16 protein-coding genes, 1 tRNA gene and 1 pseudogene are annotated in these 23,519 nt (G+C 65.4%); 6 read left to right on the top strand and 12 right to left on the bottom strand.

The features are described 5' to 3' along the window. Positions 1–289: 289 nt before the first annotated feature. Complete coding sequence (locus ABH922_RS06095; protein ID WP_424809582.1) at positions 290–955, top strand: TetR/AcrR family transcriptional regulator; 666 nt, start codon at positions 290–292, stop codon at positions 953–955. Here ABH922_RS06095 and ABH922_RS06090 read toward each other — a convergent pair. The 3 genes and pseudogenes from ABH922_RS06090 to ABH922_RS06080 all read right to left on the bottom strand — a co-directional run bounded on the left by ABH922_RS06090 (position 952) and on the right by ABH922_RS06080 (position 11,523). Then, the gene (locus tag ABH922_RS06090; RefSeq protein ID WP_424806065.1) at positions 952–1,749 is read right to left on the bottom strand and encodes an N-formylglutamate amidohydrolase; all 798 of its coding nucleotides are present in this window, start codon (positions 1,747–1,749) and stop codon (positions 952–954) included. The two genes, ABH922_RS06095 and ABH922_RS06090, sit on opposite strands and share 4 nt — an antisense overlap. A 20-nt stretch (positions 1,750–1,769) precedes the next feature. Next, positions 1,770–2,168 (bottom strand): holo-ACP synthase, encoded by a 399-nt coding sequence (locus ABH922_RS06085; protein WP_424806064.1) that lies wholly within the window; start codon positions 2,166–2,168, stop codon positions 1,770–1,772. Positions 2,169–2,179: 11 nt separating this feature from the next. Further along, positions 2,180–11,523 (bottom strand): annotated as a pseudogene (locus ABH922_RS06080) (fatty acid synthase subunit beta domain-containing protein). Between the two features lie 1,080 nt (positions 11,524–12,603). Between ABH922_RS06080 and ABH922_RS06075 the strand changes: the two are divergent. Beyond that, a tRNA-Leu gene (locus tag ABH922_RS06075) sits at positions 12,604–12,688 on the top strand. A gap of 102 nt (positions 12,689–12,790) precedes the next feature. Here ABH922_RS06075 and ABH922_RS06070 read toward each other — a convergent pair. After that, the gene (locus tag ABH922_RS06070) at positions 12,791–13,210 is read right to left on the bottom strand and encodes a YybH family protein (RefSeq protein ID WP_424806063.1); all 420 of its coding nucleotides are present in this window, start codon (positions 13,208–13,210) and stop codon (positions 12,791–12,793) included. A gap of 901 nt (positions 13,211–14,111) precedes the next feature. Then, complete coding sequence (gene gap / locus ABH922_RS06065; RefSeq protein WP_424806062.1) at positions 14,112–15,110, bottom strand: type I glyceraldehyde-3-phosphate dehydrogenase; 999 nt, start codon at positions 15,108–15,110, stop codon at positions 14,112–14,114. Positions 15,111–15,525: 415 nt separating this feature from the next. Here gap and ABH922_RS06060 point away from each other — a divergent pair, with 415 nt between their 5' ends. Together ABH922_RS06060 and ABH922_RS06055 are read left to right on the top strand one after the other, a co-directional pair. Next, the gene (locus ABH922_RS06060; RefSeq protein WP_424806061.1) at positions 15,526–15,933 is read left to right on the top strand and encodes a transcriptional regulator; all 408 of its coding nucleotides are present in this window, start codon (positions 15,526–15,528) and stop codon (positions 15,931–15,933) included. Further along, positions 15,930–16,310, top strand: coding sequence for a DUF3817 domain-containing protein (locus ABH922_RS06055; protein WP_424806060.1), 381 nt, complete (start codon positions 15,930–15,932; stop codon positions 16,308–16,310). The genes ABH922_RS06060 and ABH922_RS06055 overlap by 4 nt, the downstream gene beginning before the upstream one ends. A 60-nt stretch (positions 16,311–16,370) precedes the next feature. On the opposite strand, the gene rdgB is transcribed toward ABH922_RS06055, so the two are convergent. From rdgB to clpS, 7 genes are all read right to left on the bottom strand, one after another. Further along, positions 16,371–16,979 (bottom strand): RdgB/HAM1 family non-canonical purine NTP pyrophosphatase, encoded by a 609-nt coding sequence (rdgB, locus tag ABH922_RS06050; RefSeq protein ID WP_424806059.1) that lies wholly within the window; start codon positions 16,977–16,979, stop codon positions 16,371–16,373. Positions 16,980–16,982: 3 nt separating this feature from the next. Further along, entirely contained in the window at positions 16,983–17,768 is a 786-nt protein-coding gene (gene rph / locus ABH922_RS06045) for a ribonuclease PH (RefSeq protein WP_424806058.1), read from the bottom strand. Between the two features lie 55 nt (positions 17,769–17,823). Beyond that, positions 17,824–18,582 carry a cyclic nucleotide-degrading phosphodiesterase gene (locus ABH922_RS06040; protein WP_424809581.1) on the bottom strand — a complete coding sequence of 253 codons (759 nt, stop codon included), beginning with the start codon at positions 18,580–18,582 and terminating at the stop codon, positions 17,824–17,826. A gap of 96 nt (positions 18,583–18,678) precedes the next feature. Further along, the gene (locus tag ABH922_RS06035) at positions 18,679–19,332 is read right to left on the bottom strand and encodes a rhomboid family intramembrane serine protease (protein WP_424806057.1); all 654 of its coding nucleotides are present in this window, start codon (positions 19,330–19,332) and stop codon (positions 18,679–18,681) included. 73 nt (positions 19,333–19,405) lie between these two features. Beyond that, positions 19,406–20,473: a P1 family peptidase gene (locus ABH922_RS06030; RefSeq protein WP_424806056.1), complete on the bottom strand. Its 1,068-nt coding sequence runs from the start codon at positions 20,471–20,473 to the stop codon at positions 19,406–19,408. After that, complete coding sequence (locus ABH922_RS06025) at positions 20,470–21,060, bottom strand: DUF2017 domain-containing protein (protein WP_424806055.1); 591 nt, start codon at positions 21,058–21,060, stop codon at positions 20,470–20,472. Before ABH922_RS06025 ends, ABH922_RS06030 begins: the two co-directional genes overlap by 4 nt. Before the next feature lie 56 nt (positions 21,061–21,116). Further along, positions 21,117–21,479: an ATP-dependent Clp protease adapter ClpS gene (gene clpS, locus ABH922_RS06020; protein WP_424806054.1), complete on the bottom strand. Its 363-nt coding sequence runs from the start codon at positions 21,477–21,479 to the stop codon at positions 21,117–21,119. Positions 21,480–21,550: 71 nt separating this feature from the next. Between clpS and ABH922_RS06015 the strand changes: the two genes are divergently transcribed. Both ABH922_RS06015 and ABH922_RS06010 read left to right on the top strand, forming a co-directional pair. Then, positions 21,551–22,903: a nicotinate phosphoribosyltransferase gene (locus tag ABH922_RS06015; RefSeq protein WP_424806053.1), complete on the top strand. Its 1,353-nt coding sequence runs from the start codon at positions 21,551–21,553 to the stop codon at positions 22,901–22,903. Further along, entirely contained in the window at positions 22,900–23,514 is a 615-nt protein-coding gene (locus tag ABH922_RS06010) for an isochorismatase family protein (RefSeq protein WP_424806052.1), read from the top strand. The genes ABH922_RS06015 and ABH922_RS06010 overlap by 4 nt, the downstream gene beginning before the upstream one ends. Positions 23,515–23,519: the final 5 nt, after the last annotated feature.

Raw genomic sequence — 23,519 nt, 5'->3', positions numbered from 1 at the left:
TCGTCGAATACCAGTGTGCCGGAATCGCCTCACCGGAGTCCTTCCCGGTTCCCGAGGCGACACCCGGAATCATCCGTCGTGGGAGTTGAACGGCCGGTCACCTAGTATCGAGGCGTGGGTATACGAACGGAAGTCGTCCGATTGCACGACAGCGACGCGTTTCGAGCCCCGTCGACCGGTAGATCGGTGGCCGATGACGCCCGATAAGTCGCAATCGACGAAACTGGAACAAGTTCCGGATATTCTGAACTCCGTGCAGCCGACTTCGCGCAATCAATCCAGGAAGCGACTGGACCTAGCACTCGACGATCCGCAGAGTCTCGACGAACCACGCGAGCTTCTCCCGCGCAAGCGGCCGACGCAAGAGCGTAGTCAGCGCAAGTTCGATGCCCTCCTCGCTGCATCCCGCGAGCTCCTCACCGATGTGGGCTTCGAATCGTTCACGTGTGAAGAAGTCGCATCTCGGGCCGATGTGCCGATCGGAACCCTGTATCAATTCTTCGCCAACAAATATGTCATCGTATGCGAACTGAACCGTCAGGACCTCGTCGGAGTACAACACGAACTCGCGCAGTTCGGTGGGGAAGTTCCCTCGCTGGACTGGCTCCGGTTCCTCAACAGCTTCGTCGACCACATGGCCGGGCTGTGGACATCCGACCCGTCACGCCGTGAGGTGTGGTTGGCCATGCAATCCACACCGTCCACCCGCGCCACCGGCGTGATCCACGAGAAGCAGTTCGCCGAAACCGTAGCCAACATGCTCGGTCCACTGACCCCGCGGACACGACGCGAACGACGCCTGATGATGGCGGAAGTCCTTGTTCACGTGGTCTATTCGATGCTCAACTTCTCGGTTCAGGACGGACAGTCGCACGCCGACGCCGTTTCCGAACTCAAACGCCTGATGACGGCGTACCTGCTGGTTGCCGAGAAGGAATCGCGAACCAAGAGCTAGTCCCCGTGCTCTGCCACCGCGTCGATCAGGGCGGCGAGGCGATTACCCAAAGCCTCGATGCGGTCCGGGGTCGACGTTTGCGGATCGATCAGGTAGGTGTCGCGGCGCAACTCGATCATCACCGCCGACACGCGTCGGTCGTGGCCGTAATACCGCAGCGGCACATAGCATCCGGAGTAGGGCGAGTTCTCGAAGACCTGTCCGATCCCGGTGAAGGCGTGACGGACGGCCGCGATCAGCCACGGCGGGGTGTGCAGCTCGTCGGTGCCGATACACAGCGGCGGACGCGGCGCGAGTCGATCCTCGAACCCGGACGCGATCAGCGGATACGAGTGCAGATCGACGACGACGGCCCGCCCGCACACCGTCAGTCGGTCCGCCACTGCCTCGGTGACGGCCTGGGCGTACGGGCGAAAGTATCGGTCGAGCAGTTCCGACCTACGGGGGTACGGCTCTCGACGTAACGGCGCACCCGAGCATGTTCGTGTGTAGACGGCTCCGCGCCCGAACTGCTCAGCAGGTTCACTGCCGCCCGAGAATCGCTCAGGGTCGACGACCAGGCGTGAGAGCCGATTGATCACCGTCACCGGCCGGTGACGAACCAGAGCGAGTGCCGCCAGTGCGATCTGGTCGGTCGCGGTATCGGTGGCCTCGTCCAGCTCGTCGGCGAGATCCGCGTCGGACAGAAGTAGATCCACACGGATATCGGGCGGAATCTGGCGAGACGAATGCGGGACATGAAGCACCACCGGCGACGGCTCGTCGGGCGGCAGGAGAAGGACGTCACTGAGCACGTCCTCGAAACTACCTCCAGCTATTCGGGATCCGACTCGATGACCGCGAACGCACCTGCCGTGTCGCCGTCGTGCGTCAACGAGATGTGGATCCTGACGCCGGTGAGTGCCTTCGCGACGTCACCGCGAAGACGGATACTCGGTCTCCCCCAGGCATCGGAGACGACCTCGATCTGATGGTGGATCATCTCCCCCAGCACCGGTGGGCTCGCGAAGAGTGCAGTGGACCACGCTTTGATCACTGCCTCCTTCGCGGCCCACCGGGCGGCGAAATGTCGTGCCGGTTGGGAGCTCCGGGTAGCGGCGTCGCGGCGTTCGCCCGGTGTGAAATTCGCGAGCATGGCCGTTCCCGGCCGATCCAGCTGCTCGGCGAACTCCGACACCGTGACGAGGTCGAAACCGATACCCAGAACTCCCACTGCCGCAACCTCTACTTGCAGCCGGGCAGGTTCGAACGGAACTTACCGTCGTCACCGAGGCGGGCGGTCTCGCTCAGGAGGACGTCCACTTCGAGCTGACGGGACGCCGTCGCAGGCGTTCCGTCGCCGCCGAGGCGACGATCCGCCGGGCGCTCGTAGAGGCTGTCGCCACCGCACATCGCCTTGGCGAGGCGACGTCGGCCGTCGACAGTGCGCTGCTGCGCCGTGGCGACGTATGCCGCACGCTTGTCGGCGGGTACCGACTCCACGAATGCCTGCGGATGCACCACTGCGATCAGTCCGGTGACATGCCCGAAACCGAGGCTGGTCAACAGGCCGGCGCGCAGCGGCAGCTGCTCACCGAACTGAAGCGGCTGACGTGCCCAGACGAGGTGCTCGAACTCGGCCATCTTGTCGTCGACGCAGTCGAGACTGCGGTTCGGCGGGATGACACCCTGGCTCAGTACCTGGCAGAGGCCGATCAACTGGAAGGCTGCGGCACCACCCTTGGCGTGGCCGGTCAGGCTCTTCTGCGAGACCACGAACAGCGGCGCACCGTCGCTGCGTCCCAGCGCCCCAGCGAGACGCTCGTGCAGCTCCGCCTCGTTGGGATCGTTGGCGGCAGTGGAGGTGTCGTGCTTGGAGATCACCGAGATGTCGTCGGCGCTCACCCCGAGTGCATTGAGCGAGAGTGCGAGCTGCGAGTCCGCGCCCCCACGTCCGGCACCCAGTGCGCCGATTCCCGGAGCCGGGATGGAGGTGTTGACGCCGTCGGAGAACGATCCGGCCCAGGCCACCACACCGAGAACGGGCAAGCCCATCTCCAGTGCCAGGTCGCCGCGAGCGAGCAGGATCGTGCCGCCGCCCGCCGACCCGACGAAGCCGCCGCGACGACGATCGTTGGCCCGCGAGAAGCGGTGATCCTCGATGCCCTTGGCGCGCATGTCGTCCGTCTTGGCCGTGGCCGACATGTCACCGAACCCGATGATCTCTTCCGCGCTCAAGTCGTCGTAACCACCGGCGACGACCAGCGTGGCCTTGCCCAACTTGATCTTGTCGACGCCTTCCTCGACGGACACGGCCACCGTGGCGCAGGCCGCGACGGGGTGAACCATCGAGCCGTAGCCGCCGACGTAGGACTGAACGACGTGTGCCGCAATGACGTTCGGCAGAGCTTCCTGCAGGATGTCGTTGGGACGGTTCTCGCCGAGCAGCGTGTCGATGTACAGGCTCCTCATGGAGGACATGCCGCCCATGCCGGTGCCCTGTGTATTGGCGACCAGGCTCGGGTGCACCCAGCGGAGCAGCTCGCTCGGGGTGAAGCCGCCGGTGAGGAAGGCGTCCACCGTCGCGACGATATTCCACAGTCCGACGCGGTCGACCGAATCGGCCATGTCCGCGGGGATGCCCCACTTGGTGACGTCGAAGTTGGTCGGAATCTGGCCGCCCACACTACGAGTGAGCTTCATCTTGCGGGGAACGCGGATCTCGGTACCGGCGCGGCGGGTCACCGTCCAGTCACCGGATTCGGCGGACACCGACGCAACCGTGTTGTCGGGATCGGATTCGACGAAGGCCGCAGCCTCCGCCTCACTGCCGACCACGAAGCTCAGATCCTTGTCCAAGAACACGGAGGTGAGCAGCGGCGCGGTGTGATCGATCATCGCACCGTCGTCGACGAAACTGCGGATACCGCAGCGCTCGACGACAGCGTCGTTGTACCTGTCGGCGATCTCCGCCTCCGGCACCAGGTCACCGGATTCGACGTCGTACCAACCCGGCTTGGGGTCGTTCTCCCAGACGATGAGACCGGTGTTCCACGCCAGCTCGAGAACACCTGCGGCGGAGAGCTGCTCGTGCACCTCCATCTCGAAGCGGGTGCGCGAGGAACCGTAGGGGCCGAGCTCTCCTGCACCCACGATGACCACGAGGTCCGCCGGAGCGACATCCAGTTCGGGCCAGCTCGGAATCGCGATCGAACTGTCGATGCGGGCCGGGGCGGGCAGAGCCAGGATGCTGTTCTCGTCGACGGCTTCGTCCACGGCCTCGGCGAGATCCGCTACCTCGGCTGCTTCCTTCGCCAGTGCGCCCAGATCCAGGTCGGCCTCGGACAGTCCACCGGTGAGGTCCACTTCGAGCGGAGCCTCGGCAGCGGAGCGACGCGACGCCCGCGTTGCCGTCTTCAGGAGCTCGGTGGCCATCTCCTGGGTGGACCAGGTGCGAACGCCTGCAGCTTCGACAGCGTCGACGATCGGATCGTTGTGACCCATCAGGCCGGTGCCGCGAACCCAGCCGATGACGGCGTGGGCGATGGTGACCCGCTCGGCCCAGTTACGCTCGGCCTTCCAGCGGTTGACCACCGCGATCAGTGAAGCCTTGGATTCGCCGTACGCGCCGTCACCGCCGAACGTTCCACGGTTGGGTGAGCCGGGCAGAACGACGTGCAGGTGGGTGTCGACGTCACTGTCGTAGCCGATCTTCGACAGACCGCCGATCAAGCGCTCCACCGACCACAGCAGAACCCGCATTTCCATTTCCGCACGGGCACCGGCATCGGACAGTTCACCACCGACGCGAGGAGCTGCGAACGGGAACAACATCGTCGGCGTCATGGCCGGCTTGATCAGCTTCTTCGCGCCACTGGCATTCTCGGTGGCCTCGCTGCCGATCCAGTCGATCAGTGCGTCGACGTCGGTGTACGACGCCATGTTCGCGGGCACCACCCACAGGGCGGCACCGGCGCGAGCGTTCTCGCGGTACAGGTCGCGGTAGAAACCGAGACGCGCACCGTCCAGGCGCGAGGTGGTCACGAATACCGTTGCGCCACCGGCCAGGAGCTTGCCCGTGACTGCTGCCGCGATGGAGCCCTTGCTCGCGCCGGTCACGACGGCGACCTCGCCGGCCCACTCGGGGGCGTCCGACTCCGCCGACACGGCAGCATCGGCGATGCGGGTGTACAGCTCGGCCGGCGCGGTGCGGCCCTCGTCGGCGGCGCGGGTAGCCCACCACTTCGCCTGCGTGGCAACGGTGGAACCGGCCCCGACGAAATTCTCCACCGACAGCGTGTCCGAACCGAGCCAGATACGAGCGAGATCCTCACGCGCACTTGCCCAACGGTCATCGAGCAGAACGGCCTTGCGGGCGTCGAACGCCGGGGCGACCAGTCGCGGCCAGTCGGAGCCGAGCTCGGCCGAGACCAGGTCGAGGAGTTCGGTGTCCTCGACCGAAGCAGCCGGAGCCTCTTCGCTCAGCCCGAGCTGCTCGAGCACGAGACGCGCAGCCGAAGCCAGCACGCCGTTGCGACCGGTGATGTTCTCGGTGAACTCGCCCAGCGCTGCTGCGTCGACGGTTCCACCTGCTGCGCCACCTGCGGCCGGCAGCGTGACGCTGACGCCGCGAGCGGCACCGACGGATGCGACGGCGCTGTCGATGACGGCGTCGACGGCTGCCGCGTCGGCCAGGGCGCCGGAACTCAGACCGCCGAGGTCGCCGCCGCGGATGCTGGCGCCGTCACGGGTGCCGAGCGCCACTGCTGCGGTGACGTGATGCGCCCAGCCCTCGCCCAGTTCCCAGACCTTCTTGACGCGGTCCGCGATGTAGCCGGGACGCTTACCCGAGGGGCCGAACACCTTGCGCAGGTGATCGCCGATCGAATCGGAGAGCACCGGTCCGAACGGCTTGTACGTACGGGCCAGCTTGTCGACAGTTGCCCCGAGTGAGCCCATGTCGGCATCGGCAGCGCCGTCGATGGCACCGAGGGACAGCTCGGAACCGAGGTCGACGAGGAGCTGGTTGCGCCGTGATGACACACCGTCGCACAGGGCTTCGATCGTGTCGGCGGGGCCGACCTGGTCGGGACGGAGCTTGGTCCAGAGGCTGATCAGCACCTTGGTGGCGTCGGGCGCCTTGAAGGTGAGATCGTCCGGACGCGGACCACCCGATGCTGCGGCCGGGGCGGCGGCAGCAACCGGTGCCGGCGCGGCGGCAGCCGGAGCAGCCTGCGTGGCAGGTGCTTCCACCTCGTCGTCGTCATCGACGGCCGGATCGACGTCCGTACCGTAGACGATCGCAGCTTCGCGTTCGACGTTGAGAACCTCGACCGGATAGCCGAAGCGGCCCGGCAGCTTGAGGGTCTGCGATGCGAGGTTCGCCACGGTCGGGGCCGCGCCGAGGCCCACCTCGACGAAGCGCTCCACGCCGAGGCCGCCGTCGGCTTCGTCACCGAACAGCAGGTCCTGGGTCTCGATCCACCGGACCGGGCTGGCGAACTGCCAGGCCAGCAGCTCGATCAAGATGATGCGGGAGAGCTCGTGAGTGCGCGTTGCGTAGCTGTCGAAGTCTGCGAGAACTTCCTGCAACGGCTCGGACGGCACCAGATCGGCGATCTCCTGAACGAAGTCACGGCGCAGTGAGAACGGCTTCGGGACGAGGTTCGGGATGTAGCGACCGATGAGAATATCCGGGTCGATGTCGTGCGGGAGCAGATCCTGCAGGCAGCCACGGAAGTCCGCCACACCGCCGCGAAGGACGGTCGAGTGGAACGGGACGTCGATGCCTGGCACCTGGATGTACGCTCGCTTGCCACCGAACTCGGCACGCAGACGGTCGATTTCGACTTCGAGAGCATCGAGTCCGGCAACGGAGCCGGCGATGGCGTACTGGCTGCCACGCAGGTTCAGGTTGACGATCTCGAGAAACTCTCCGGTCGCCTCTGCAACACCGGCGACGAACGCCTGCACGTCGTCGTCCGCAACACCGATCTGCGACGGGCGGATGGCGGCCATGCGGAAGTCCGACCGGCCGGCTGCGTCACGGGGAACGAGCTGGTGCATTGCAGAGCCGCGCTGGAACACGACCTCGAGCAGTGCTTCGAGCGGGAAGACCTCGGCGACGGCGGCGAGGGCATTGTATTCACCGACCGAGTGACCGGCCAGCAGCGAGCCTTCGACGAAGGTTCCGGACTCACGCAGTTCCGCAACCTGGGCGACCCCGAGGACGGCCATGGCCACCTGGGTGAACTGAGTCAGGTGCAAGACGCCGTCCGGGTGCCTGTGCTCGATGCCGCGGGCCTTGACGGTCACCGGGTTGTCGCGCACCACAGCAAGAATCGAGAAGCCCAGCGCCTTGCGGGTGTGCTTGTCCGCGCGCTCCCAGACGGCGCGCGCGGCCTTGGAGCGAGCACGGGCGTCGAGACCCATACCGGGGCGCTGGATGCCCTGGCCGGGGAAGGCGTAGACGGTCTTCGGTGCCGCAGTGCGGCCGGTGGCGACCATGACGAGTTCGCCGTCGATACGGCAGCCGACCTCGACGATCTCTGCGCCCTGGTCGATACCGACACGATCGACGCGGACGTCGATCTCGGCACCGGGGCGAACCATGCCGAGGAAGCGTGCGGTCCACGCCGTCAGGCGGCGGGGCGGAACGCGGGTCTCGGACGGATCGACAGCGGTGACGACCTGCTGCGCTGCGGCAGAGAGCCACATGCCGTGCACGATCGGGGTTCCGAGACCGGCCAGCAGTGCGGCGTTCTCGGAGGTGTGGATCGGGTTGTGGTCACCGGACACCTGAGCGAAGGCACCCATGCTGACAGGAGCGAGGATCTTCGCGTCACGACGACGACGACGAGAGGTGTCGATCGCGGCGTCGCTGATCGATCCGCCTGCGCGCGCCGGATCGGCGAGTTCGCCTGCGCCGGTGCGGCCACGGATGGCGAAGCGCTCGGTCATGGTGACGACGGCGGGGGCGTCCAGGCCCTCGCCGAGCATGGCACCGACCTCCACCTTGACCTCGACGACACGGCCCAGATCGGTGTCGAGCACCGACGCGACCTCGGCGTTGACGACGAGAATGCTGGTCTCGGAGGGCAGTTCACCGACGAAGTCGACGACGTGGTCGAGGTGGACCAGGTCGAGCATGCCTTCGATGACAGGGACCGGGGCGAGCGAAGCGACGGGGGATGTTTCAGGGTCGAGCTTGGCGGCGCCGAGGACGGCGAAGACGGCGGGCCAGCAGGCTCCGACGACGACGTCCGGAACAGCCTTGCCGCTCACACTGAGTGTGGCGGGCAGACCCGAGCCGGTGACACCGGCGTGATCGGCGATGCGATCGGGAACCCACGCGACGTTGACGCGAGCCTTACCGTTCTTGACGGTCGGAAGCTCCTGTCCGGCAGCAACTGCCAGCAAGGCTGACATCGCATCTTCGGCGTCGGCCTCGGTGACGACGGGAGCGCCGCCGTCGATCACGGATGCCGGGAGGGTGATCGTGATGTCGACGGACTTGTCCGCGACCAGCGGAACCGACAGCAGGACGTGCGAGGCGTCGACGACGGTCAGGCTGGAACCGGTGGTTCCGTGCACTGCCTTCTCGGCGGACTCGGCCTTCCACTCGGCCGGATCGCCGAGGCGACGGACCGGGTTCTGCGTCAGGCGGCCGGCCCACTGCAGATCGGGTGCGGAGAGAACGGCGTCGAGCGGTCCGGGTGCGGCATCCTGATGGCGACGGCTCGCGAGAACCACCGGAGTGCTTCCGCCTGCGACCAATTCGTCGTAGGTGGCCTTCTCGAAGCGATCGAGGAGTGCACCGACCGGCTCGTCGACCTCGGTGATACCGGCAACGGCGCGACGGTGCCCGGGATGACACAGACCTGATCGGCGGAGTAGCGCGGATCGTGTGCCTGCCACAGCGAGTCACTGCGCCACCAGCGTCGCACGTCGCCGTCGACGACGGGTACGAAGTTGACGGGCTTGCCCGGCGTCTTGCACAGGGAGATGAAGAACGAGACGTCTGCGGGATGGAGAACCGTGCTCGCGTAGTCCGGGTAAGACGCCTGCAGTGCGCAGATGGCGGCTTCGGGGCGTTCGAGGGTGGCGGCGTCACCGAACAGTGTCGGGATGGGGCCACGATCCACCGGGTGCAGACGAGCTTCGGCGCGCTGAAGCATCTCACCGAAGCGGCTGCGCCAGGTGATGTCGAGCCACGGGCTTGCTGTCGCCTCGGCAATCGCATCCTGCAGATCGGCGCCGCAGTCGAATTCCTTGGCTGCGTCGATGCCGACGGTCAGCTCCAGGTAGCGACGCAGCCACTGCTGGTACGTCATGGTCTCCACGTCACCGAAGTACGGCTTGGCGGTGACGTCGAGAGCGGCGATGATCTCGTCGCGACGCTCGGCAACGGCGGCGGCATCGCCGGCGACCTCGTCGAGGAGACGGCCGGTGCGCGAGGCGGCGTTGTCGATCTCGTGAATGTCTGCACCGAGCTGGCTACGGCCGGAGGCCATTCCACCCTCGGCGGTGCCTGCACCGACCCACTCCGAGGTGCCGGGGGTATCGACGAGGAGCTGCTTGACCTCGGGTGAGGTGGTTGCCTCGAGCGTTGCCATCGCCGCCGTGCCCACGAGGATGCCGTCCACCGGCATCGCCGGGAAACCGGCTGCGGCAGACCAGCGTCCGGTCAGGTAGTCGGCTGCACGCTCAGGTGTTCCGATGCCGCCGCCGACGCAGACGATCAGGTTGGGGCGGGTGCGCAGCTCGGCGTACGTGTCGAGCAGGAGATCGTCGAGGTCTTCCCACGAGTGGTGTCCACCGGCGCGGCCACCTTCGATGTGGACGATGACCGGGAAGTCCGGGACCTCGTTGGCGATGCGGATCACGGAACGGATCTGCGCCACGGTGCCCGGTTTGAAAGCTATGTTGGTGATCCCGATTTCGGACAACTCTTCGATGAGGGCAACGGCCTCTTCGAGTTCCGGGATACCGGCGGTGACGATGACACCGTCGATGGGAGCGCCTGCGGTGCGGGCGCGCTGGACGAGACGCTTGCCGCCGAGCTGCAACTTCCACAGGTACGGGTCGAGGAACAGCGAGTTGAACTGAATGGCGCGGCCCGGCTCGAGCAGCAGCTTCAGCTCTTCGACGCGGTCTTCGAAGATCTCCTCGGTGACCTGCCCACCACCGGCGAGCTCGGCCCAGTGGCCGGCATTCGCGGCGGCGGCGACGATCTTGGCGTCAACCGTGGTGGGGGTCATGCCTGCCAACAGGATCGGCGAGCGTCCGGTCAATTTGGTGAAAGCGGTCTCGACGCCGATACGGCCACCCGGCAACGTGACCGGCTTGGGAGCGAACTCGCTCCATGACGGTGAAATCTCGGGTGCTGCACCGGGAGTGAGCAAATTACGATGCCCACCACGGGTGGATGCGGCGACAATGCCGACGCCCTGTCCGCGCAGCGCCGAGGAGGTCATGCGAGTCAGCTGATCGGTTGGACCGAGATCGAGAATCCACTGCGCGCCGGCAGCCAGCGCGCCGTCGACGGCCTCGATCCAGTTGACGGGATCGACCAGAATCGCCTGCGCGAGTTCGCGGGCGCGGTCGGCGTCGAGGCCGCAACGAGCGGCCCAACCGCCGACGAGCTCGACCGCGTCGGCGAAAGCGGGATGATGAAAACCGACCTCGGTGTCGAGGGGATCGAAGGACGGCGCGAACACCGAGCCGCCACGCTTCTTACCGTCGCGTGCTCGGGCCTCGTCGGCCTCGATCTGCTCACACCGCTCCTGCACACGCGCGAGCTGCGCGGGCGGGCCGGCGAGTACGACGCGACGGCGACCGTTGCGGATCGCGAGAACAGCGGCACGCTCGGGCGCAAGGCCTTCGGCCAGCTCGGCGACAATGGCAGCCAAACGATCTGGATCGACGTTCGACACGGCGACCATAGGCTTGGCCGATGCGGCGGCGACAATTCCGCGACGACGACCGACCAGGCTCGCAGCCGCACCGATCAGCTGAGCAACGGCAAGCAGCTCGGCATCGTCATCTCCGCCGGCGGCCACCGCAGCAACGCCGAGTTGACCCTGGGAGTGGCCGATGACGGCGGCCGGTCGGTTTGCCGCGATATCGAGCCCCTGGGCGGACAGCGCACGCAACGCCGCAAGTTGCGTGAGAAAAACGCCGGGCATCGAGACGGGCGCAGCGGTGAGAGCGGCAGCGGACGGACCAGCGGACTTCTCACCCTCTTCTTCGTCGGCGAGGTCGGCCTCGAGAATCCAGGCGATGGGATCGAAGCCCACCGGGCGAACGACCAGAAGCTCTTGCGCTACCGGAACGAGCCGTGCGGCAGCGTCGTTGACCAGGTCTGTCAGCACCGGCTCCAGGCCGTTGTCACGGCTCAGTTCCTCCAGAGTGCTGATCCACTGCGCGCCTTGACCTCCGAAGGCCACGGCATATGCGGTGTCGCTGCTGAGCGAATCGACGAGTGCACCTTTGCTTCTCGCACGTGACCCACCTCCGTCGACACCGAGCTGGTGCCCACTGCGAGTGTTCCGTTCGTTTCCTGCAGGTGTCGTGTCGTCGATCGTCACGCGTACGTCCTCTCCTGGTCACCTCTGCGGCGAGGTGTGATGTGCGGTGTGCTGCTCGATTGGGGTGCTCGCGAGTTTCGCCGGTGAAACCGCCGAGATTCGAAGTGGCCGGGGCCTCGTGCACGTCAAGGTTGGCACAGAATCATGAGGATTTCCTCACGTTTGCCGAGTGCCTCGAAATCGACGGTTTCCAGCCGGTGATCTTCCTCACGAGACCTCGCGAAAGTGACTCGCCAGTAGGTCGAGAACACCCTGCCTGGGGGTGTTACTCGTGTTCGCACAAACCTGAGGATGCCCTCACATTAATTGTTATCAATTTGTTATATGCTTGACGATTCGGCAGTACCGTGCGTGCGGCCGACGTTCTGTGTCGTAGCTCTCGTTCAAGGTGAGAGTGTCCCCGCGGACCGTATTTCTCGGGGGGAGAAATACATGGAAACAAACGCCGTCCTCACGGTCTGCGATCACATCGAAGCCGCGCATGCACACTCCGACTGGCGGCGCTCGAATCACGGGTGGCCGGGGGAATCGGAAGCCGCCTCGCTGGACTCCGTATTCTCGGCCCGATCCGCCGACGCAGCGCCCACAATCGGGGTACGGGCCGTGTTCGACCGGTGGCGCACTTGCCGGTCGCCTCACACCACCGAGCGTCTCGACGATCTGTCGGCGCTCGCCGCCTTCGCCGAACGCGGCGACGAACTGGCGGTAATCCTGGGCAACCGACAACGCGTATCCGGCAGCTACTTCACCAAAGCCGAGGCCGTCGCTCGCACCGCAACAGCGCTGATCGGCGTCGGAGCGTCCTCGAATGCCCACCTCGACGATGATCAGCAGCGAGTGGCGGTGGTCTCGGTTCCAGGACTGGGCCACAAGAGCTTCGGCGCTCTCGTCTTCCTGTCGGGAAAATCCACTGCGGACTCGGCAGATCTGCTCGAGCGCTTCGTATCAGCGGCTTGCGGAGGCGACACGTCGATCCGCGCGGCGAACGCGCCTTCCCCTCGGCCTGACGAGCACCGATCCGTCGCTCGCGAGGGTGGTGTTCGCGGCTGCTGTCGCCGTCGCGTATCCTTTGAATTCCGCGCGCGAGTGGCGGAATTGGCAGACGCGCTGGATTTAGGTTCCAGTGTCTCAGGACGTGGGGGTTCAAGTCCCCCCTCGCGCACCACGAGCGGTACCCGCGAACGGCTTCATCGGTCAGGAAGCGTTCGCGGGGCAGCTCGAATCCGTGACCAGCGCGGCAATGCCGGCGCCGATCAGACCGGACGGATCAGGCCACGAGCGTATTCTGCCGCCTCCAGATGAGCCAACGGTTCGATCGTCGGACGAATATGTAGAGGGCGTTCATTTCCGGCGGGCTTCCCGCTTCGGCACTCGCGCGCGTCGACCACGCGTTCTTGCGCGCCGAGATGACGTCCGGGGCGAGGAGGAAAACGTCGGTCACCTGGTAGTAGGCGGTGGCGTCGCTCGAGAATCCGGATTCGAAACTTTCTTCCGTCGCTCGCTCGATGTCCGGGCGTCCGCTGAGAACCGTTCCGCGAGCCGTGACCACCACCGCGTCATCGGCGAGGTGCGCGTTCATCCGCTGAGCATCGTTGTTGTCGAATCCGTTCTGCACGTCGGTGACGATCGCCAGAATCACGCTGTAGGTCGATGAATTCGGTTCGGAGGTCGTCTGTGAACTAGGCATGAACGAACTCTAGGATCTCTAGTGAGGTTCAGGTCAATCCTCGATTCGCCGGGCATTCGAATTTCACGATTACAGCAGCCGAGCCTGGTCATCCGTGACGAGTGCTACCGGGGCGGAACCGTCCACCGGAATGCGGTGGCAACCGTCGAGCTCGACCATCACCGATACTGGTTCCGGTCCTGTCGGCGCAGATATCGAACCGATCGTCGTAACCGCTGACGTTGCCGGCGCCGGACATCGATCCGCTGGAGCCAGAATCGCACGAGATCGTCAAGCAGGACTCGGCTTTCGGAGCGTTCGTCGACCATGCCGCGGAAAGGGCTCACGGATGCGGTGAGCTCGAAACGGCAGAGTCAGCCGCACGCGAACGTGCTCGAACCCAGGTTCAGCGGCCCCGGCACGACCATATCGGCGAGCACCCGGATAACGCCCTGAAGCCGTTGTCGGTGAGCGCAATGCAGTGCTCGACAGGTGACGCCTCCGTCAGCAATCGCACCGCGAAAGCTGTCAGAGTGCAAGATAATCCGCAGTCGTCCAACGGAGAGGAGGGGTGGATTGCGCGTCGGTCGGCGCGTCCGCGGAACGGATCTCGGCCACCTGCCGCGGAGCGGGAGCACTCCATGCCGCGTACCACCCGCTCACGAGTATTGCCCCACCACCAGCGCCAGGCAGATGAGCCCAATGCTCATCCGTGCAGCATGGACACCTGGCGGCCGGATGTGCGGTGGCCGCGATCGACCACTTGACGGTCAATGCGCCGGGCCTACGCCCGTTCGACATCGACCTGATCGCAATCTTCCCCCGATGAACAGAACGGACGCGCCCACGTCAGCAGTGCCATTCGCCCCAGTGGCCGATCAAATCCGAACCCGCGCAATATCTATCGCCTTGTACCGAAATGTCACCGTCCGGCAAGAAGTTCGAGTGTGTCGATGACACGGTTGGAGAATCCCCACTCGTTGTCGTACCAGGCGACAACCTTGACGTGCCGACCGTCGACGCGAGTGAGCTCGGAATCGAAGATCGACGACGCCGGGTTGCCCGTGATGTCGGACGAGACCAACGCATCGTCGGAGTATTCGAGGATGCCCGCCAACGCGCCCTCCGCCGCTGCGCGATAAGCGGCGAGGACGTCGTCGCGTGTCACGTCACGGGCCACGCTGGTGTTGAGCTCGACCAGCGAGCCCACCGGAACGGGAACACGAATCGAGTCACCGGACAACTTGCCTTCGAGTTGCGGCAGGACGAGTCCGATGGCTTTGGCCGCGCCCGTGGTGGTGGGAACGATGTTGACCGCAGCGGCGCGGGCACGACGAGGATCACGGTGCGGTCCGTCCTGCAGATTCTGCTCCTGGGTGTACGCGTGCACCGTGGTCATGAAGCCGTGCTCGATACCTGCAAGCTCGTCGAGCACAGCGGCCAGCGGGGCCAGGGCATTGGTGGTGCACGAGGCATTGGAAACGATCGTGTGCCGCTCCGGATCGTAGGCGTCGGTGTTGACGCCGAATGCGAGCGTGACGTCGGCGCCGTCCGACGGTGCGCTGACCAACACCTTCTTCGCCCCTGCATCGATGTGGGCGTTCGCCGCCTTCGCGGAGGTGAAACGTCCCGTCGATTCCAACACGATCTCGACGCCCAATTCGTCCCACGGCAACTGCACCGGGTCGCGTTCGGCAAGAACTTTGATGCGATGTCCGTCTACGACGAGAACGTCGCCGTCCACCTCCACCGGACGGCCGAGACGCCCTGCCGTGGAATCGAACCCGAGGAGCCGTGCGAGAGCGATCGGCTCGGTCAGGTCGTTGACGGCCACTATCTCCAGCCCGGTGTCCCGTTCAAGCAAGGCGCGCAATGCATTTCGGCCGATACGGCCGAATCCGTTGATGGCGATACGAGTCATCGGTACATACATCCCTTCGGTACCCTGACCTGGCCGCACGGGGAGTTCAAACCTCGAACTCGACGACGACCGAGCCGGTGACGATCGTGGACTTGCAACGTGAACGTAATCGTACCGCCGCACACCGGGTAGCGAAGGTCGAGCGCGAACCGAGCCCGACGGCACCCGAGTCGGGATCAAGGGGCTGGATGTGACCGTCAAAGAGCGGTTCGGTGCGCCAGAGCCCGACTGAGGCACACCTGGAAAACTTTCTGGAACGGTTCTACGACACACCGTCGAACAGTTCTACGACACACCGTCGAGCAGTTCTACGACACACCGTGGAACGGTTCTACGACACACCGTGGAACGGTTCTACGACACCGTGTCGGAGATCGCCTGACACGGCAGAACAGCTCTCGGGTACCGTCTAGGTGTGTCCAAGAACGCCACTAAACGCCGGCCTGCGCTGATCGTGCTGGTCATCGCGTCGGCAGCAACCTGCTTGGCGCTCGGATGGTGGCAGTGGGAGCGCTTCGAGGCTGTCGGGGGTAACGGACAGAACCTCGGTTACGCGTTCCAATGGCCGCTTTTCGCCGGATTCGTCGTGTATGCGTACCTCAAGTTCGTCAAGTTGGAAGACGTCGATCCGGAGGAAGCCGAGGCGGAAGAGGCTGCCGCGCCGCCGCGTGAGATTCCGGCGGATCTTCTGCCGCAACGGCCACGGGCTCGTTTCGACGACGCGGAATTCGACGTCGACGATCCGGAGGCCCGGCAGATGCTCGAATACAACGACTACCTTGCGCAGCTCGCCGCTCGCGAGTCCGATAGGAGCACCACGTGAGTACCGGTCCGGAAGCGCGTACCGCTGCCCCCGCAGTCAATGCCGAGAAGCAGAAGAAGGTTGCGTCGGCGCTGGTTCGTTACCGCGTTCTCGCGTGGATCACCGGCCTGTGGCTGTTGTTCCTGACCGGCGAGATGATCTACAAATACCTAATTCTGGACAACTCGGCGGATGCCCCGTCGTGGCTGTTCTACATCGGCCAGATCCACGGCCTGTTCTACATGCTGTACCTGGTGTTCACGATCGACCTCGCGATCAAGGCCCGGTGGAAGGCCGGTACGACGGTCGCCACCGCGCTCGCCGGTACCATTCCGTTCTTGTCGTTCGTGTTCGAGCACAAGCGAACCATTCAGGTCAAGCAGGCCTACCAGCTCTGACATCGTCGACGAGTGAGGCCCTGAACGCGGTTGCGTTCAGGGCCTCACTCGTCTGCTCGGTCAGCCGGCCAGAGCAGCGAGCGCCGGTACCAGTTGCACCAGTGCCCGCCCCCGGTGCGACGCGGCGTCTTTCTCGGCCGCAGTGAGTTCTGCGGCCGAGCGGGTGTCGCCGTCCGGGCGGAAGATCGGGTCGTAACCGAAACCGCCGTCGCCTGCCGGTTCACGGCCGATCACCCCGCGCCACTCACCGCGCACGACGATCTCCTCACCGCCGGGGATCACCAGTGCACACGCCGAGACGAATGCCGCGCCACGACGCCCGTCGGGAACGTCACCGAGCTGCGCCAACACCAGCGTCGTGTTGGCTTCGTCGTTGCCGTGGGTTCCGGACCAGCGCGCGGACAGCACTCCGGGCATACCGTTGAGCGCGTCGATTTCGACGCCGGAATCGTCTGCGATGCAAGCCATTGCGGTGGCAGCGGCGCCGTCTCGCGCTTTGGCGAGTGCGTTCTCCTCGAATGTGGCGCCGGTCTCGGGCGCTTCGGGGAACGGTGGCACCTCGTCGAGTCCGACCAGGTCGATACCGTGGACGCCCGCTGCGTCGAGGACGCGGTGCAGTTCTTTCAGTTTCTTCGCGTTCCTACTCGCGACCAGTACTCGTACGCTCACAGCTCAGGCACCGAACTTCTTCTTGGGTTCCGGGTTCTTGGGTTCGGGGAGCACACCGGGATACGGCTCCGCGAGTGCTTGCTTCTGGATCTCGAACAACTGCTCGCATCCTGCCAGTGCGGAGTCGAGCAGTTTGTCCAGCGTCGAGCGCGGGAAGGTAGCGCCCTCGCCGGTTCCTTGGATCTCGACCAATGTCCCGGTGTCGGTGGCGACGACGTTCATGTCTACCTCGGCACGTGAATCTTCCTCGTACGGCAGGTCGAGACGCACTCGCCCGTCGACGACGCCGACACTCACCGCCGCGATGCCACACGAGATCGGCTGCGGATCCGAGAGGAGGTCAGCGGCGCGCAGGTATGTGACCGCATCGACCAAAGCCACATACGCGCCGGTCACCGCCGCGGTGCGAGTACCGCCGTCGGCCTGCAGTACGTCGCAGTCGAGGGCGATGGTGTTCTCCCCGATCGCGGCGAGATCGATGCAGGCGCGCAGCGAGCGGCCGATGAGTCGGCTGATTTCCTGGGTTCGGCCACCAACTTTGCCTTTGACCGATTCGCGCCCGCTCCGAGTGTGCGTGGCGGCCGGCAGCATCGCGTATTCGGCGGTGAGCCAGCCGAGGCCGGAACCCTTACGCCATCGCGGCACACCCTCTTGCACACTCGCGGTGCACATCACGCGCGTGTTGCCGAATTCGACCAGAACGGATCCGGCTGGATGACTGGTGAACCCGCGGGTGATCTTGACTGTGCGGAGTTCGTCGTCCGCTCTGCCGTCTTCTCGTGTAGTCACCTTCGCGAGCCTAGCCGCCCACTACGATCGATCCCCGGTACGGCCTGATCGAGCATCAGATGTCGTAGACGCTACCGGAGGAGACGGCGTGCACCGGGCCGGAAAATTCGGACTTGGCCTCGGCGATGACGTCTTCGCGAGAAGTCCACGGCGGAATGTGAGTCAGGAGTAGTTCGCCCACTCCGGCGAGGGCGGCTACCCGCCCGGCTTCACGGCCCGATAGATGAACGCCTTCGGGTCGGTCGGGACCGTCGGTCCACGACGCCTCGGACAACAGCACGTCTGCACCACGAGCAAGTTCGACGACGTTGTCACACATTCCGGTGTCGCCGGTGTAGACGAATACCCGGCCGGCGTTGTCGGTGATTCTGAACCCGTACGCCTCCGGCGGATGATTCATCCGTTGCGCGACGACATTCAACTGACCGAACTGCACTGGTGCGTTCTCGACCCACAACCTGACGTCGAGAGTGTCGGAGACGTCGTCGGTTTCGCCCGGACACTCCGCGGAAGACACTCCGATTCGAAGCGCGGTGTCGGTCGGTCCGTACACGAGCGCACGGCCGACGGGTGGATGGGGATGGTAACGGCGCCACACCAGAAGCCCAGGCATGTCCAGACAGTGATCGGCGTGCAGGTGCGAGAGCAGAATCGTCACTTCGCCCGGATCGGCATGACGCTGGAGTGCTCCGAGCACTCCCGGGCCGAAGTCGATGACGATCGGTTCAGTTCCCGGTGCCGTCAGAAGGTACCCGGAGGCCGGAGAATCCGGCCCCGAGACGCTGCCGGAACACCCCAGGACGGTCATGCGCATACCGGTCATGCTGCCACGTCTACCTGTCTACGAAAAACACTTCACTGATTTGTCCGATCGAAGTCACACCACCGAGTCGGTGTGACTCAGGTCCGTTCAGAAACCAGGTGGTCCTGGCGTTGACTTCGACGATCTTCGCTTCTCCCGATCGCCCGAGGACAACATCCAGGCTGCTGCCACACCACCGACGGCACCGAACAGGTGCCCTTGCCACGAGACCCGCGGATCACTGGGCAGCACACCCCACAACACTCCGCCGTAGATCACGAAGACCACCACACCGACGAGTATCTGCCCGAAGTTCCGAGCGAACAGACCCCGAACCAGCAGGTACGTCACCCACCCGAAGATCAGCACCGACGCGCCGATGTGATTGGAATGCGCGCCGGCGAACAACCACGTTCCGGCGCCCCCGATCACCCAGATGATTCCGGTCACGGCCAATCCCTGCCCGATACCGGAAACAAGCACCAGAAAACCCAGAACCAGTGCGGGAACAGTGTTGGCGATCAAATGCGACCAGTCGTCGTGCAGCAGTGGCGCGAAGACGATCCCCCACAATCCGTCGAGAGTTCGCGGGGACACACCCGCATTCTGGATGCGCTGGCCGGAGACGACGTCGGCAATCTCGATCAGGTAGAGCAACACGACGAAGCCGCCGACCAGAACGGCGGACCGCTTCCACACCGACGACTGACGTGGCACCGGGGTCCGGGAACCGAAGTTCGGACTACTGAAATCCATCGTCATCGCAGGCGCCTTCCGCCGTTCTCCGCCGCTACCGTTCCGCTCTCGAGCCTACCGCCGCACCCCGCACACGCCGTCACAGGAAGGCGGAGGGAAAGAGTTCCCGATAGCTCGGGATACCGGCAACCGAGGTGGCTTCGAGAATCGCCGTGACGATCGCGCGCTCCACCACCCGAGCGGCGGCCGCGCACACCGCGTCCAGTACCGGCAGGTCCGCCGGGAACGCTGCCGGAACCTCGATGGTCGTCGCCTGCGCGTGTGTACCGGTCGCCAACGCGAAGATGGTGTCGCCGTCCAGCGGTGAGTGCGCCGGTCGAATCGCTCGTGCCAGCCCGTCGTGGCCGGCGACGGCGACGCGGCGGCAGCTCGCCTTCGTCAACACGGCATCGGTGGCAACCACACCGATGGTCGTGTTCAAGACCGTGCCCTTGGCGGCGACGACGTTGGCCGCCGCGAGTTCCGCTGTATCCGGGCGACGCAGTCCGAACGATTCGGCACCGTCCGAACCGACTCCCCACGGCAGGCCGGTGCGTGGATCGAAGACCGAACCCACCGGATTGGCCACCATCAGTGCCGATACCGTGACACCTTCCGCCGGGCCGTCGGCGATCACGACACCGGCTGTTCCGACACCGCCCTTGATTGCGCCCGCTCGCGCACCGACACCGGCTCCCACCGTTCCGGTGGCGAAATCACGGGCCGCGTCCTCAGCTGCGAGGAACCCGAAGTCTCCGGTCGGCCGCACCGTCCAATCCCCCACCGGCAGATCGAAGATGACCGCACCGGGCACGATCGGCACCACCTGGCCCGGCGCGCCCATCGCAATTCCGTGGCCGTGTTCCTCGAGCCATCGCATGACGCCGTCCGCCGCAGCCAGCCCGTAAGCGCTTCCGCCCGTGAGTAAAACGGCGTTCACCTGCTGCACGGAATGGCTGGGGTCGAGCAGATCGGTTTCCCGGGTGCCCGGCCCGCCACCGCGGACGTCGACGCCGGCAGTGGCACCGCCTGGCACCAGAACGACTGTGCACCCGGTTGCCGATCCGCTACCGAGCGTCGCGTTCTCGTCGAGCCGATGATGGTGCCCGACCAGGACGCCCGACACATCGGTCAACGAGTCGGCGGGTCCGGTGCGTGTCGGCGTCACGGCATGAGGGCCTGGACGAGGGAGTCCTGCATCCAGGTGAGCCAGTGATAGACATCGAGATGCGGCGCCCGCGGATCGTCGGCATCGAAGGCATCCGGAGTGTCCGCGTCGATACCGAGGTTGGTTCCGAGCGCCAGGCGGACATCGTTGAGCGCAGTGAGCCAGGAGTCGGCCTGCTCCTGATTCAGAACGACCTTTCCGCCTGTAGCGGGCAACGTCGCCAGCAGAACACGGGCAGCGGCAGACTTGGCGTCGATGATGCCCGGCTCGTGCAAGCTACGTAGTGCACCGTTCACGTCGGCGCCGACATCGTCGAGGTCCTCGTTGTCGAGCACTACCTTGTCGGGATCGGGCCGCTGGAAATTCGGCAGCAATCGCGCAAGGACAGGATTGTCCGGCGCCTGCGAATTACCGGTGACCAAGCCGGTGAGTGCGGCCAGTTCGTCTTGCGGAGTCGACGCCGTCCGCTCGTCGAGCAGTCCGATCACCGACTCGACCAACGATGTCAGCACCGACGCCTCGTGTGCGTCGATCTCGGACTTGAACTTCACTCCACTGAGCGAGTTCTTTCTACTCCAGGTCCGCACGCGTCGGACTCCCGTCTTCGAGGTAGGCGAACAAGTTAACGGATTCGGTTGTGAACTCAGGTGTCGTCGCGCTGCATGGTGGCCCACAAGCCGGCCGCGTGGAGTCGCTGCACGTCGGCTTCCATCTTGTCGCGGGTCCCGCTGGAGACAACGGCCTTGCCTTCCGAGTGGACCTGCATCATCAGCTCGGTGGCCTTGGCCTTGCTGTAGCCGAACAACTTCTGGAACACGTACGTCACGTAGTGCATGAGATTGACCGGATCGTCCCACACGATCGTGACCCAGGGGCGATCGGCCGATTCGGCCACCGCCACCGCTTCCGACTGCCCCGGCGTCGCCTGTGGCGAGGTCGCTGTGGCGCCCCTGGCCGTTACATCCGATGAACGTCTCGTGTGGACTGTTGTGGAGCCGGAAACCATGCCCCCAAGACTACGGCGCGACGCGAGCCGAGAACACCCACCCACGCGTCGGCGGGCCTAGAGTTGTGTGCGTGCCTACGCCATCACCCGAACTGTCCCCCCTTGTCGACGATGCGCGAGTCAGCAGCGCCCTGCTGACCGATCAGTACGAGCTGACCATGCTTTCGGCCGCGCTCGCCGACGGATCGGCGTTCCGTACCTGCACTTTCGAGGTGTTTGCGCGCCGCCTCCCCGACGGGCGACGCTACGGCGTCGTCGCCGGAACCGAACGCGTACTGACCGCACTCGAGCAATTCCGGTTCGGCGAACCCGAATTGGCGGTCGTCGCGAAGTTCCTCGACGAGAACACCGTGAACTGGCTGCGCGACTTCCGATTCTCCGGCGACATCGACGGATACCGGGAAGGTGACTTCTACTTCCCCGATTCCCCGATCCTGTCGGTACGCGGCACGTTCGCCGAATGCGTCATCCTGGAAACCCTGATCCTCTCGATCCTCAACCACGACAGTGCGATCGCCTCCGCCGCTGCCCGCATGGTCAGTGCAGCCGCAGGACGTCGAATGATCGAGATGGGCTCGCGTCGTACCCACGAGCAGGCAGCGGTCGCCGCATCCAGGGCCGCGTATCTCGCCGGATTCGACGCCACCTCCAACCTGGAGGCCGTCCGCCGACACGGCGTTCCCGGTGCCGGAACCAGCGCGCACGCCTTCACCCTCCTGCACACCACCGAGGACGGCACCGACGAGGCCGCCGCGTTCCGGGGACAGGTCGCCGCGCTCGGCGTGTCCACCACCTTGCTCGTCGACACCTACGACATCACCGAAGGCGTGAAGACGGCGATCGATGTCGCCGGAACGGAGCTGGGTGGTGTGCGCATCGATTCCGGTGACCTCGGTGTTCTCGCCCGCCAGGTACGGCAACAACTCGATGATCTCGGTGCCACGAAAACCCGCATCGTCGTCTCGGGTGATCTCGACGAATACGCGATCGCAGCACTGCGTGCGGAACCCGTCGACTCCTACGGCGTCGGAACCTCGCTGGTCACCGGTTCCGGGGCACCGACAGCCGGCATGGTCTACAAGCTCGTCGAGGTAGACGGCATCGCCGTCGAGAAGCGCAGCAGCAACAAAGCCTCACGTGGCGGCGCGAAGAAGGCGCTGCGCGTGGTTCGTGACACCGGCACCATTGTCGAGGAAGTGATCTACCCGGCCGGTTCTCCTGCTCCCGTCGCCGAAGCCGACGGCGGACGAGAGCTCCAGATCCCGCTGGTCCGCGACGGCAAGACCGTCGACGGCATCCCGACGCTCGAGGACAGTCGCGCCGTGCTCGCCGCCGGCCTGCTCAGCCTCCCGTGGGAAGGACTCAAACTCTCACGTGGTGAATCCGCGGTGCACGTTCGATTCGAGACGGGAGACCGGAAATGAGTGCCCGCGCCTTGATAGTGGTGGACGTGCAGAACGACTTCTGCGAGGGCGGCGCCCTTGCCGTCGACGGCGGTGCTGCCGTCGCAGCGGCGGTCAACGGCTACATCCGTGCGCACGAGTACGACGCCGTCGCCGCCACCCGCGATTTCCACATCGACCCGGGAGCTCACTTCGCCGAGAACCCCGACTACGTGGACAGCTGGCCGGTGCACTGCGTCGTGGGCACGACCGGCGCCGAGTTCCATCCGGCTTTCGACGCGTCGGTCGCCGGGCCTGCAGTGTTCTCCAAGGGCGCCTACAGCGCGGCGTACTCCGGCTTCGAAGGAGCCACCGAAGACGGCCTCACACTCGAACAGTGGCTGCTCGACCACGACGTCACGTACGTCGACGTCGTGGGTATCGCCACCGACCACTGCGTGCGGGCGACCGCGCTCGATTCGGTACGCGCCGGATTCACCACGACGGTCGTCCTTCCACTCACGGCCGGGGTGGCGACCACCACCACGGAGTCCGCTTTGGCACAGTTACGTGAGGCCGGGGTGTTGCTCGTGGGACGCGACTCCGATATCCCGTCCGACTCCGTCGGCATTTCCGACGTAGGCATCCACTAACCTGC

It is taken from the genome of Rhodococcus sp. 27YEA15, assembly GCF_049739425.1.
GTDB lineage: Bacteria > Actinomycetota > Actinomycetes > Mycobacteriales > Mycobacteriaceae > Rhodococcus_F.
Note: the sequence above shows the minus strand (reverse complement) of the source record. Positions and strands in the feature narration are given on the sequence as shown.

Excerpts from the sequence above, each read along its gene's own strand:
- ABH922_RS06070 (WP_424806063.1), bottom strand. The coding sequence starts at position 13,210 with ATGCCTAGTTCACAGACGACCTCCGAACCGAATTCATCGACCTACAGC.
- gap (WP_424806062.1), bottom strand. The coding sequence starts at position 15,110 with ATGACTCGTATCGCCATCAACGGATTCGGCCGTATCGGCCGAAATGCA.
- ABH922_RS06040 (WP_424809581.1), bottom strand. The coding sequence starts at position 18,582 with ATGCGCATGACCGTCCTGGGGTGTTCCGGCAGCGTCTCGGGGCCGGAT.
- ABH922_RS06035 (WP_424806057.1), bottom strand. The coding sequence starts at position 19,332 with ATGACGATGGATTTCAGTAGTCCGAACTTCGGTTCCCGGACCCCGGTG.
- clpS (WP_424806054.1), bottom strand. The coding sequence starts at position 21,479 with ATGGTTTCCGGCTCCACAACAGTCCACACGAGACGTTCATCGGATGTA.
- ABH922_RS06010 (WP_424806052.1), top strand. The coding sequence starts at position 22,900 with ATGAGTGCCCGCGCCTTGATAGTGGTGGACGTGCAGAACGACTTCTGC.